Annotated in this window: 12 protein-coding genes; 3 read left to right on the forward strand and 9 right to left on the reverse strand. The window is 43.8% G+C overall.

The window, feature by feature from the left end; translation table 11 throughout:
- Window positions 1-4 precede the first annotated feature (4 nt).
- The 3 genes from AAEY97_RS03130 to AAEY97_RS03140 all read left to right on the forward strand — a co-directional run bounded on the left by AAEY97_RS03130 (window position 5) and on the right by AAEY97_RS03140 (window position 1,570).
- Window positions 5-355, forward strand: coding sequence for a cupredoxin domain-containing protein (locus tag AAEY97_RS03130; RefSeq protein WP_162024249.1), 351 nt, complete (start codon window positions 5-7; stop codon window positions 353-355).
- Window positions 356-549: 194 nt separating this feature from the next.
- On the forward strand, window positions 550-1,047 hold the full coding sequence (locus tag AAEY97_RS03135) for a DUF2937 family protein (RefSeq protein ID WP_242445071.1): 498 nt from the start codon (window positions 550-552) through the stop codon (window positions 1,045-1,047).
- Between the two features lie 49 nt (window positions 1,048-1,096).
- Window positions 1,097-1,570, forward strand: a complete 474-nt coding sequence (locus AAEY97_RS03140) for a peroxiredoxin (RefSeq protein ID WP_101084842.1) — start codon at window positions 1,097-1,099, stop codon at window positions 1,568-1,570.
- 109 nt (window positions 1,571-1,679) lie between these two features.
- Here AAEY97_RS03140 and AAEY97_RS03145 read toward each other — a convergent pair whose 3' ends face one another.
- The 9 genes from AAEY97_RS03145 to cyoA all read right to left on the reverse strand — a co-directional run bounded on the left by AAEY97_RS03145 (window position 1,680) and on the right by cyoA (window position 11,880).
- Entirely contained in the window at window positions 1,680-3,626 is a 1,947-nt protein-coding gene (locus tag AAEY97_RS03145; protein WP_350996527.1) for a methyl-accepting chemotaxis protein, read from the reverse strand.
- A gap of 118 nt (window positions 3,627-3,744) precedes the next feature.
- Window positions 3,745-5,085 carry a two-component system sensor histidine kinase EnvZ gene (envZ, locus tag AAEY97_RS03150; RefSeq protein ID WP_101084844.1) on the reverse strand — a complete coding sequence of 447 codons (1,341 nt, stop codon included), beginning with the start codon at window positions 5,083-5,085 and terminating at the stop codon, window positions 3,745-3,747.
- 3 nt (window positions 5,086-5,088) lie between these two features.
- On the reverse strand, window positions 5,089-5,814 hold the full coding sequence (ompR, locus tag AAEY97_RS03155; RefSeq protein ID WP_101084845.1) for an osmolarity response regulator transcription factor OmpR: 726 nt from the start codon (window positions 5,812-5,814) through the stop codon (window positions 5,089-5,091).
- A 117-nt stretch (window positions 5,815-5,931) separates the two neighbouring features.
- Entirely contained in the window at window positions 5,932-6,738 is an 807-nt protein-coding gene (locus tag AAEY97_RS03160) for a hypothetical protein (RefSeq protein WP_350996530.1), read from the reverse strand.
- A gap of 225 nt (window positions 6,739-6,963) precedes the next feature.
- The gene (gene cyoE, locus AAEY97_RS03165; protein ID WP_101084847.1) at window positions 6,964-7,869 is read right to left on the reverse strand and encodes a heme o synthase; all 906 of its coding nucleotides are present in this window, start codon (window positions 7,867-7,869) and stop codon (window positions 6,964-6,966) included.
- A gap of 12 nt (window positions 7,870-7,881) precedes the next feature.
- On the reverse strand, window positions 7,882-8,211 hold the full coding sequence (cyoD, locus tag AAEY97_RS03170) for a cytochrome o ubiquinol oxidase subunit IV (RefSeq protein WP_101084848.1): 330 nt from the start codon (window positions 8,209-8,211) through the stop codon (window positions 7,882-7,884).
- Window positions 8,211-8,846 carry a cytochrome o ubiquinol oxidase subunit III gene (cyoC, locus tag AAEY97_RS03175; RefSeq protein WP_101084849.1) on the reverse strand — a complete coding sequence of 212 codons (636 nt, stop codon included), beginning with the start codon at window positions 8,844-8,846 and terminating at the stop codon, window positions 8,211-8,213. The genes cyoD and cyoC overlap by 1 nt, the downstream gene beginning before the upstream one ends.
- Window positions 8,846-10,828, reverse strand: coding sequence for a cytochrome o ubiquinol oxidase subunit I (gene cyoB, locus AAEY97_RS03180; protein WP_350996533.1), 1,983 nt, complete (start codon window positions 10,826-10,828; stop codon window positions 8,846-8,848). Before cyoB ends, cyoC begins: the two co-directional genes overlap by 1 nt.
- 2 nt (window positions 10,829-10,830) lie before the next feature.
- The gene (gene cyoA, locus AAEY97_RS03185) at window positions 10,831-11,880 is read right to left on the reverse strand and encodes a ubiquinol oxidase subunit II (RefSeq protein ID WP_192113989.1); all 1,050 of its coding nucleotides are present in this window, start codon (window positions 11,878-11,880) and stop codon (window positions 10,831-10,833) included.
- Window positions 11,881-11,883: the final 3 nt, after the last annotated feature.

Here is an 11,883-nt window from a genome sequence, read left to right on the forward strand (position 1 = left end):
AATGATGCTATTAATTAATTTATTTTGTGTGGCATTAATTGCCATTATCGTTTGGTGGTTTTGGTTGTATAAACCCAAAGCGACCACTCATCAAGCAAGTAACGCTATTGTGGTTAAAGACGGGGTTTACTCCCCAGCAAGGATAACTGTGCCGGCCAATACCGCGACGCAATTAACCTTTTTACGCCAAGACAAAGCAGGGTGTTCGGCCAGTTTGTTATTTCCAGACTTAGACATTAGCGAAGAGCTACCACTGGATAAATCTGTGGTAATTTCGTTGCCAGCATTAGCCAAAGGTGAGTATCCGTTTCATTGCCAAATGCAGATGTATAAAGGGGTATTACTGGTTGAGTAAACCTTGATAATAGCCATGCTAAGCAGGCATCAATCTCACCTTGATGCTTGTCGCTGGGCACATAAACTTTCAAAAAAGCCACACAATTACGTAAGTTAACATCTGTTTATTCAAGATGCTTACTTGCGTAATTGGTGATATTCTGAGGATTCATTTACAACTGATTTTTCGATGACATCATGATACGACGTTTAATGGATTACTTTCGCTTAGTGTTGTTTATTTGTGGTGTCTTGATTGGTATTCAAGTCCCTGCTTTTGTCGAACAATACGGCCAACGACTCGAAGCTCATCAGCTTGAAGCTAAACTCAGTTTGGCAGAATTTCAACGTGATGCAGACCGTTTTTTTGCTGGAGACATCAGTAAACTTATCCTTCACTATCAACAAAATAACGATCCGGTGTTTAGTGCCGGTGGTGAAAGTATTGAGTCAATATACCAACGTTATACATCACTCACCGAAGCGTTGAGTCGTTTTCATCAACACAGTTATAGTCCTTATCAGCAAATAGCATTAGCTCCACAAAAAGACATTCAAGCTGAGGTCTGGCAGGCTTATAGCCATGTGATTTTATTGAAACCAGAGGCGATTGCCATTGGGTTGCTGCTAGGGTTATTGATCTCGATATTGTGTGAATCAGTATTATCTATTTTGTATTTGGGTTGTCGCAGGGTATTTTCCCCAAGGTAACCTTTCTGTTTAACAAGGGTTAATAGCCTCTAATAATCAAGGAAATATTATGATCGCTACAGGACAATCTTTACCAAAAGCTACCTTAAGCCAACTGACAAAAGACGGCATGGTTAATCACGATGTTACTGAGCTTTTCGCCGGTAAAAAAGTGGTATTGTTTGCTGTACCAGGTGCATTTACACCAACCTGTTCAGAAGCTCATTTGCCAGGTTTTGTTGTACTTGCAGACGAGTTTAAAGCTAAAGGTGTTGACCTTATTGCTTGTGTTGCAGTTAATGATGCATTCGTAATGAAAGCATGGGGCGAAGCCCAAAATGCTTCTGAATTAATGATGTTAGCCGACGGTGATGCAAGCTTTGCTAAAGCGTTAGGCTTAGAAATGGATACCGCCGGTTTTGGTGGCGTTCGTTCACAGCGTTATGCGATGGTGATCGACAATGGCGTGGTGACTTTACTGAATGTTGAGGAAGGTAAGTCATTTGAAGTCAGCACTGCTGAAGCAGTAATGGCTGCACTGTAATCTATATTATGTCTCAGTAATAGAGACTTAACAGTACAGTAAAATGGGCGCCAATATGGCGCCCATTTTTATGATTAAAACAGCGATACCGCAAATTTGTCAGTATTGATTATCCGCGGATGCCTAAGTGTTGTTCAATATTATCGACACTGTTACTGACCTCAAGCGCAATCGTTTCACTTTGTTCAAACGTATCTTTAGCATGCAGCATTAGGCTATCCATCGCGATGACAAATTCATCAAGATGCCCCACCTGTTGCTTAGCATGTTCACTCCCTTGGCTCGCACTGCTCGCCATCTCTTGAGCTTGCTGTTGTACTTGCAACGCAACATCTAACAAACTCTGGGCTCGACCTTTCTGCTGTGCAGATGCTTCGCTGATGTCGTTTACGCTGTGGCTAAGTGCTGTGTTAGAGCGGGTTAGTTGCTCGAAAATAGCCATTATGTCTTTTAATGATTGTTGAGTCCGTTGCGATAAACTGCGCACTTCATCGGCTACCACCGCAAAACCACGACCTTGCTCACCTGCACGAGCGGCTTCAATGGCGGCATTTAAGGCCAATAAGTTGGTTTGGTCGGCGATATTACTAATAACATCCACAATTTTAGCCGCGTCGTTAACTGATGTACTGAGTTGGGTTAGTGAGTGGTTACATTGATTGACCTTGGTTAACGTATGATCGGTCGCATCTAACACCGCTTGTGCTTCTTTTTGGCTTGCTTGCATATCATGCATGGTTTGTTCTGCACTGGCAGTTACTAAACTAGACGACCGGTTTACTTCATTTGCAAGAGTAATTAAATCAGCGGTTTGTGATTGCGTTTGTTGTACCACATGTTGCGTTTGTTGCGTGCTAGTTGATAAGAAACCAATTTTGGCGACTAGCTCACTCAATGAGTTAGACACCTGTGCCATATTACTTTTTTGTTGTTCGTCATCTTGTTCAAATCGCTGTAAAAGGCGATTAAAGTGTGCCGCAATTTGGCCTGTTTCGCATTGGCTGGTCACGGGTAATGGTTCACGTTGATTCGATTCGCTTAACATTGAAAAAGCATGATTTAAACGTTTAAGTGGGCTAACGACTCGACGTTGTTGTAATACTAAATAACCAATAGAAAACAATGCTATCAATGTCACCATGGTGTATAGCAGCCACTGTAAACGGATTTTAAGTTGTTCATCGGTTACGGCTTGCGTGTCGGCTAGTGTCACCAGTTGTTGTTCCACTAGGCTGGTGGCGTTTATTAGCGCTGCTTGTACCTGTTGATTATCGCTGAGCATTTGTTTGGTATTACTCACTTCTTTGCTATAGCGTTGGGTCAAACTGAGTAATTCTGCCCGTGGGGTTTCACCGGTTTCAATACGTTCCGGTTCGTCATCACCTAAGGCGAATTCATCCACTTCTTCGGTGCGATAAATACCCAGCAAAGATAGCTTCTCCAAATCGTCATGCCATGTATTGAGGGCATTAATTGAAAAATTAAGACTATTACTGACTCCGGTATCTTGATCAATCAATAAGGCCTGAGTCTGTTGTGATAATTGATAAACTAAGCTGGGTAACTTAAGGCTAAGCGCAAGATATTGCTGCGCGGTATTTGAGTCATTTGGAGCTGATTGGGCATAGCGATGTAAACTACCGCTGTAATCGAGCATTTCTGATTCAGCAAAAGCCAGTAGTTGGCGTGGGTTACCGGCCAGTTTTCCTGCTGCACGGTATTTAGTGTCTAAGTCGCCAATTAATTGAGTCATTAAGGTGGTCAGTGAAGCACTATCAAGCTGCGGGTGAGCAGAATGTAACTGGGTAATATTGACGGTTATGCGGGTTATATCACTACGGGCTTGTTCGAGATAATTGCTTTGCCCTGTTTGTAAGTAGCTATCAATATTCCGGCGAACATCATATTGAAAGGTATGTTGAATATGTTGTAAATCGAGGTTTAATTTTTCACTCGTTTGTCGTTGTTGGTTACTCCATAACACAGTGGCAGCGAGCAATGCCGCAAGCACTAATAATAAGGCGGATGCACTAAGGGATAGGGTTGATATCTTCATAGGTAAATGAGTTCACATAAATGCCAATATGTGTATTTTATGGCACTAATGTTACAGTCTTTCGTGACTTCACTTTATCTATGAGTTGAGTCATGTGGGTGGTGAAATATGGCCGTTGTTAGTTGTAGAGGTTTTTGTCGATTAACGGCAGCCACACTTGCGCTTTTAAGCCACCTTGAGGGCGATTAGACAGTTTAACTTTGCCGTGATGACGGTCGATAATGCGTTTAATAATCGCCAGTCCTAGGCCTGAACCAACACTGCCACGTGCGGTATCGCCTTGAGTAAAGGGTTGAAAGAGCTGTTCAACTTGGTCTTCATTAATACCAGGGCCATTGTCTTCTACACTAAAGCACAAGTATTGACCTTGATTATATGAGCTGATTTTTATCCACCCGTTACCATAGCGGAATGCGTTTTCGACTAAGTTACTTAATACGCGTTTTATCGCCACACTATTGATGGCTATTTCGGGACAGTCAGCCAGAGATAACTCAATGGTGCCTTCGCGGTGTGACTCTTGTTGGCTGATTTCTTGGATCAAACGATTAATTTGGTCGGGTTCACGTATGCCTTCTTGGTCGTTACGAATATAAGCAATAAATTGATTAATAATCGCATCCATGTCTTCAATATCAGTGACAATGCCTTCTTTCAAATATTGGTCGTCTTCTACCATCATTTCTGACGCTAAGCGTATGCGAGTCAATGGCGTGCGTAGATCATGTGAAATCCCTGCCATTAGCAAGGCGCGGTCTTGCTCAAGCTGCTTCATGCTATTGGCCATTTGGTTAAAGGCATGAGTAACTTCAACAATTTCGGTTGAACCAATCAATGGTAACGTCGGAGGGAAATCGCCTTTAGACACGGTTACTGCCGCTTTTTGTAAGCGTTTAAGCGGACGATTTTGTCTGCGGGCAAACAGCCAGCCACCGGCGACACTGAGCCCGCCAATCACCAGTAAATATAATGTTAGTGGAGACAGGTCTGATTCATTAATACCTGTGAGCGGCACTTTAATCCATAAAGAAGGGGCTTGTGGCGGTTTAATCCACACATCGAGCTTTTCACCTTGCGAAAAACGCACTTCAGCTTCGCCGCCAAGATAAACCGACATTTGTTCTGACAAGAAACTGTAATAAGTGGCTTGGCCGAGTCCGGCTTCTTGCGCTTGTTTTTGGTTATAAACGGTCATGCCATCGTCACGCACTTTGGCGTTTAAGGCATCCACCATGGTGAGATGTTCACGACCAACATCAACCCCATCAACAAATAGTATATTGATTTGGCGGGCAATCAGTTGGTTAATTTGCTCATAACTGGGCTTGATAAAGTAAACGGCGACAGACCAATATGACACTAATTGATTGATCAACAGTAAGCTGCCAATCAACAATACGGTTTGACTAAAAGCGCTTCTGGGCAAGAAGCGTTGCCACCATTTTAACTTGAGTTTCATGGATTACTTACGCGTGGTGCCGTCGGGTACAAATACATAACCTAAACCCCAAACCGTTTGAATATAACGTGGGTTAGCGGCATCTTTTTCAATTAAACGGCGTAGACGTGACACCTGAACATCGATTGAACGCTCAAGGGCTGAGTAGTCACGGCCACGGGCAAGGTTCATTAATTTGTCACGTGATAGTGGCTCTCGAGGATGGTTTACCAGCACTTTAAGTACGGCAAATTCACCACTGGTCAGGGCAATACTTTCATCGCCATGAAACATTTCACGAGTGGCTAAATTTAGCGAAAACTCGCCAAACTCAATCATTTCTTCTTGCTGAGCTGGTGCGCCTGGTACTTCAACAATTTGACGACGCATAACCGCTTTAATACGTGCTAATAATTCACGTGGATTAAACGGTTTAGGTAAATAGTCATCAGCGCCTAGCTCTAGGCCAATAATACGATCAACTTCATCGCCTTTAGCGGTTAGCATCACAATCGGGATAGGGTTCTCTTGCTGACGTAAACGGCGACAAATCGACAGACCATCTTCACCGGGTAGCATGAGGTCGAGCACCAGTAGATGAAAGTTTTCGCGCTCTAGTAATCTATCCATTTGTTCAGCATTGGCAGCGCTGCGAACTTGGAAGCCTTGCTCAATTAAGTAACGTTCTAATAACGAACGTAATCTCATGTCGTCATCGACAACGAGAATCTTAGAGGTTTCTTGGCCCATGACATATCCTTTTAACGCTAAATTGATACCAGCAATGACTCAGTATGAAGTGTAATCGCTTGAATTTGAATAGCTGATTGTGGCAGAAATTGTAACTAAATAGCTGTAAATGTTTGTTTATCGCTTAAATAGCAACAAATGGTCAGTTAAATTACCAGTATCTACGCTAAACGATAATGCCAATTGCTGTTTGCTAGGCTGATAAACCATGCTGGGAATCGTACTGGATAAGTTAGATGCCTGTTGGGGGTGGCTATTAAAAATGGGCTCAAGGGTTAGCTGATTTTGGTGTAGTTCAAACTGGCCCCATTGTAAGTGGGTAACGTGCGCATTGGCTTGTGGGTCTTGATGTAGGTTAATGTTCACCATGGCGTAATAGCCATTGTCGAGCAGTACCAAGCTACTTAGTGCTGGGGTCGACAATTGATGCCATACACCATAGACCGATTGGTTAGTCGTGAGGTTATAGTGATGTTGCTCATCCGCAATGCTATCGGCATTGGTATCTATGGTTAAGGCGAGTTGTAACGACAGTGATGTCAGCGTCATGTTTAATTGCGGATACTCGAATTGATATGCGGCTAATCCTTGTTGGGCATTATTGCTGTAGCTAGGGATAAAGTTAGCAGTTGTTGATTGCAGATCCAAGCGTCCCCATTCTGCAACGCTATTTTGTGGCGCGCTTAAGTTAAGTTCTAGGTGTAAGTAGCTGCGATTATGATTTAACTGCAACAAGGTAATACGTTCAGGGGTGTTGATTACCCAATCACCAAATACGTTGTTTTTTGCTTCTTGGAGCGTCGGCTTCTCAGTAGCTTGCAGTTGGTTTGCCAACAGTAAACAGCCGGTCAGCAGGAAGGGAATGAGGCTTATTGAGCTAAGCGACGGGATGTCGGGTTTGTTGCCTGTTAACACGGTAAACATAAGATCCCTTTATGTTTGGCGATGCAGTTAAAAATGAATACCAATAGAACCGAGTGCGGTAATTTTTGATGAATCTTAAACCTTAGTCTTTAATGTGGATTAATCAAATAAAAAAGCCCGCAGCATATCGCCGCGGGCTTGAAGTCTTGATTGAGTTTAGCCTTTTATTGAACTTAGCTTTTTACTGAGCTTAGTTACTTATGGCACCAATGTAAGTAAAGGCGCTTAGGTTACTACTTGAAAGTCCAATGCCATGGTCACGCTTAATGCGGTAATGGTAATAATGGAAAATCCAAATACTTGCCTAGCCCAAGACTGTAAATTGATGCCGCGACGATAACCTTTTAACGCCATCGCTAGCCACCATAAACTGGTGGCAAAGGTCACGGCCATAAAGGCAATACCTGTGTAACCCGCCAGCGGTAATAGTGCGCTAACCAATGCAAAAACAGCAATGTACAACACGATATGTAACTTAGCTTTAGCCATGCCTTGGGCAACCGGTAATACCGGAATATTAGCAGCGGCGTAGTCGTCAAAGCGAAAAATCGCAATCGCATAAGAGTGGGGCATTTGCCATAGGCTAAACATCAGCAGCAAAATAATTGCGCCCATGTCCATTTGCCCGGTGACCGCACAATAGCCAACGACCGGTGGCACGGCACCCGAAAAACTGCCTACTAGGGTGCCGTAAACCGAGTTGCGTTTCATGTACAGGCTGTACACCCCGACATAAACCACATAGCCAATGGCGGCAAATAACACCGCTAGGCTATTAGTGAATATCGCCAGCATGGTAAAGCCTACAACACCAAGACCAATACCAAAGCTCAATACCGCTTGTACTGATATTTCACCGGTAACGGTAACTCGGTTTCGAGTACGCTTCATCTTGGCGTCGATGTCGCGATCAATGCAGTTATTGATTGCGCAACCCGACGCTACCACCAAAGATAAACCTATCATGGTGGCAAACATCAAGGTCATATCAACATTGCCTTGAGCCGCGAGTAAAAAGCCGCCTGCGACAGAAATTAAATTGCCCATGATGATGCCTGGTTTGGTTACCTGAACATATCCTCGTAAGCGTGAGGTTAATTGTGCTGACATAGATTGACCTTGATTATTCATGATAGCTGTCGGTTACATCATCAATTCATTGGCTGCGTAGATAATCCACACAGACAAACCCACAACCATGACAATAATCAAGGCCGTGAATAAGAACGAGAATGTATTGATTCTGCCTTCTTTAGAAAAATCTAAATGGAGGAAGTATTTCAAGTGCACCACGATTTGCACGATAGCCGCAGCGACGACAATCCATAAGGTGGTGTCATGATCAAAGCTGTGAGTCATTACCGACCAAAATGGAATACCGGTTAAGATCACTGATAATACAAAGCCGACTAAATATGACTTAACGCTAGCGCCAAAGTCGCCCTCGGCATGACTTGAATGTGCATTGCTCATCACAAGACTCCTAACAAATAAACAACGGTAAACACACACACCCACACGATGTCTAAGAAATGCCAAAACAAACTTAAGCAACTCAAGCGGGTGATGCTGCGATTATTTAAACCGCACTTGACGACTTCGACCATCATGATCAGCATCCAAATTAAGCCCGCGGTAACATGCAAGCCATGCATGCCGACTAAGGCGAAAAATGCTGATAAAAAGGCGCTGCGATCTGGACCATTGCCATGTTCAATCAGGTGATGGAACTCGTACACTTCCATGGCGATAAACACACAACCCAAAGCGAAGGTGATTAATAACCACCCTAAAGTCGCCGCTTTCTTTTGGTGTCTCGCACAAATCATGGCAAAGCCATAAGTAATACTACTGACAAGTAATGCGGCGGTTTCGATAAGGACGAAGTCTAATTCGAAAATATCTTTACCCGACACTCCACCATCGGTGTTCATGAATAACACGGCATAAGTGGCAAAAACGGATGCGAACAAAATACAATCGGTCATTAGATAAATCCAAAAACCGAACAAGGTGTTACCACTGGTATCGTGGTGTTCTTCGTGGTGTTGATCACCGTGCTCAGCAGAATGAGCGTCGTGTAAATCTGCTTTAATAGCAATACTCATTATCGGCCCCTAGCTACGTTATCTATATGTGCATTTTCAATACGCGCGACTTCATCAGGTTGCACGTAGTAGTCAACATCATTGTTATAAGCACGCATCAAGAACAGTACAAACGTACCCGCAAACCCAACAATAGCTAACCACCAAATATGCCAAATTGCAGCAAATCCCATCGCCGTAATACACGCCGCCATAGCAATACCGCTGGCAGTATTTTTAGGCATATGAATGGGCTGGTATGTTTCACGACGTCTGTAGGCAGTGCCTTTTTCTTTCATGTCGGTGAACGCATCAATGTCTGTTACTGGATCTAACTGGGCAAAGTTATAGAACTGTGGTGGTGAAGATGTTGACCACTCAAGCGTGTGGCCGTTCCATGGATCGCCTGTGGTATCTAAGTTTTGCTCACGGTCACGGAAGCTGACATACAATTGTACAAACTGTAAAATAATACCCACAAGAATGATAAATGCGCCGACTACGGCAAAGTAAAGCCAGAAGTTCCACGCTGGGTTATCTGTGTGGTTAATACGACGAGTCATGCCCATAAAACCAAGCACGTACAACGGCATAAAGGCCACATAGAAGCCAATTTGCCAGCACCAAAATGATGCCTTACCTAAGCGTTCATTGAGTGTGAAACCCATCGCTTTAGGGAACCAGTAAGCAAACCCCGCCATGTAACCAAATACCGCACCACCAATAATGGTGTTATGGAAATGGGCGATTAAAAACAAGCTGTTATGCAGTACGTAATCGGCACCAGGTAATGCTAACAATACCCCGGTCATGCCGCCGATGGTGAAGGTCACCATAAAGCCTAAAGACCACAATACTGGCACGGTAAAACGTAAACGGCCGCGATAAATGGTAAATAGCCAGTTAAACAGTTTTACCCCGGTCGGCACCGCAATCACCATGGTCATTACGCCGAAGAAGGCGTTAACGTTAGCGCTTGAACCCATGGTAAAGAAATGGTGTAACCACACAATAAAACCAAGCACCGAAATCGCACCGGTTGCCCACACCATTGAGGTGTAACCAAATAAACGCTTTGAGGTAAAGGTTGAAAACACTTCAGAGAAAATACCGAAAGCCGGTAATACCAAAATGTATACTTCAGGATGACCCCAAGCCCAAAACAGGTTGATGTACATCATGGCGTTACCGCCACCATCATTGGTAAAGAAGTGAAAATCTAAATAACGGTCTAAGGTCAACATGCCTAAAACAGCGGTTAAAATTGGGAACGATGCAACGATTAACACGTTAGCCCAAGTACAGGCCCAAGTGAAAATAGGCATTTGCATTAGCTTCATGCCAGGTGCACGCATTTTTAACACGGTGGCGATAAAGTTCACCCCAGTTAGGGTTGTCCCGATACCGGATATCTGCAAGGCCCAGATATAATAATCAACCCCCACCCCCGGACTGTATGCCAGCTCAGACAATGGCGGATAAGCTACCCAACCGGTTTTAGCAAACTCACCGAGTCCTAGCGATATGTTAATTAACACCGCGCCAGAGGTCGTTAGCCAAAAACTTAAGTTGTTTAAGAATGGGAACGCCACATCGCGGGCACCAATCTGTAATGGCACGACCAAGTTCATTAAACCAATCATAAATGGCATTGCCATAAAGATAATCATGATCACGCCGTGGGCTGTGAAGATTTGGTCGTAATGTTCTGGTGGTAAATAGCCCGCAGCGCCGTTAGTGGCAAGTGCTTGCTGAGTTCGCATCATAATCGCGTCAGAAAAACCACGGACCAGCATTACCATCGCTAATACGATATACATAATACCGAGTTTTTTGTGGTCAACCGAGGTTAACCAGTCGTGCCAAAGCACGCCCCATTTTTGATGTTTAGTAATTAAGGCCGCAATGATGACACCAATAATGGCGACAGCCGCTAGGGTCACCATAATAATGGGTTCGTGATACGGAATAGACTCGAGTGTTAATTTTCCAAGAAATGACATGATTACTCCGCCTCCCCAGAAGCAGTCGAAGAATGCTCTGTGGTTGAGTGTGTAGAGGATGAAAGTCCAGAATGTTGTTCAGCGTCCATGTCAGTCATATGCTGCATATCTTTCATATGTTCGGTATGTTCCATACCAGACATTGATTTCATGTTGCCCATGTCATGCATACCTTCCATGCCTTCCATACTGTCCATTGGTTTCATATTCGAGTCAGGGTGCATGTATTGCATAACAATGTGGTTAAACATGCCTTTTTGCACTGACCCATAATATTGAACAGGATTATTTTCGCTCTTTTGAGCTAGTTGCTCATATTGCTCAACATCCAAGGTATTCCCTTGTTGTTTTATCTTGGCAACCCACGCATCAAAATCGCCGGCTGTTGCAGTCGCAATAGCATTAAACTTCATGCCCGCAAAACCAGCGCCACTGTAGTTAGCTGAAATACCTTTAAAAGTACCAGGCTCGTTTGCGATAAGGTGTAACTTGGTCGCCATGCCAGCCATTGAGTAGATTTGACTGCCTAACTGCGGAATGAAAAATGAATTCATTGCCGTGTCTGAAGTGATTTTGAAGTTAACCGGCACGTTCGCAGGGAAGGCCAATTCGTTAACAGAAGCAATACCATATTCTGGATAAATAAATAACCATTTCCAATCCAGTGACACCACTTCAACTTTTACCGGTTTAGCATCATGAACAAGCGGTTTATAGGGGTCTAAGTCATGGGTCGAATTCCAAGTGATAACACCAAGAATGATCACGATAACAATTGGTACAACCCACACCACAATTTCAATGGCGGTTGAGTGCGCCCATTTAGGTGCATAAATTTCTTCATCGCGGCCATCACGGTATTTCCAGGCAAAATACAAGGTCATGAAAATCACCGGAATAACCACAATCAGCATCAGTAATGTCGCCACAATAATGAGATGCTTCTCATCTATACCGATTTGACCCTTGGGATCCAGCACGCCGCCTTCACAGCCTGCGAGCATAAATGCTAATGCAGCTAGCGCTGGTTTACTTAAATTTCGAATTAACAAAGG

The sequence above is a fragment of the Shewanella sp. TB7-MNA-CIBAN-0143 genome (genome assembly GCF_040310065.1).
Classification (GTDB): domain Bacteria; phylum Pseudomonadota; class Gammaproteobacteria; order Enterobacterales; family Shewanellaceae; genus Shewanella.

Excerpts from the sequence above, each read along its gene's own strand:
- envZ (WP_101084844.1), bottom strand. The coding sequence starts at position 5,085 with ATGAAACTCAAGTTAAAATGGTGGCAACGCTTCTTGCCCAGAAGCGCT.
- AAEY97_RS03160 (WP_350996530.1), bottom strand. The coding sequence starts at position 6,738 with ATGTTTACCGTGTTAACAGGCAACAAACCCGACATCCCGTCGCTTAGC.
- AAEY97_RS03145 (WP_350996527.1), bottom strand. The coding sequence starts at position 3,626 with ATGAAGATATCAACCCTATCCCTTAGTGCATCCGCCTTATTATTAGTG.
- cyoC (WP_101084849.1), bottom strand. The coding sequence starts at position 8,846 with ATGAGTATTGCTATTAAAGCAGATTTACACGACGCTCATTCTGCTGAG.
- ompR (WP_101084845.1), bottom strand. The coding sequence starts at position 5,814 with ATGGGCCAAGAAACCTCTAAGATTCTCGTTGTCGATGACGACATGAGA.
- cyoD (WP_101084848.1), bottom strand. The coding sequence starts at position 8,211 with ATGAGCAATGCACATTCAAGTCATGCCGAGGGCGACTTTGGCGCTAGC.
- cyoB (WP_350996533.1), bottom strand. The coding sequence starts at position 10,828 with ATGTCATTTCTTGGAAAATTAACACTCGAGTCTATTCCGTATCACGAA.
- cyoE (WP_101084847.1), bottom strand. The coding sequence starts at position 7,869 with ATGAATAATCAAGGTCAATCTATGTCAGCACAATTAACCTCACGCTTA.
- AAEY97_RS03130 (WP_162024249.1), top strand. The coding sequence starts at position 5 with ATGCTATTAATTAATTTATTTTGTGTGGCATTAATTGCCATTATCGTT.
- AAEY97_RS03140 (WP_101084842.1), top strand. The coding sequence starts at position 1,097 with ATGATCGCTACAGGACAATCTTTACCAAAAGCTACCTTAAGCCAACTG.
- AAEY97_RS03135 (WP_242445071.1), top strand. The coding sequence starts at position 550 with ATGGATTACTTTCGCTTAGTGTTGTTTATTTGTGGTGTCTTGATTGGT.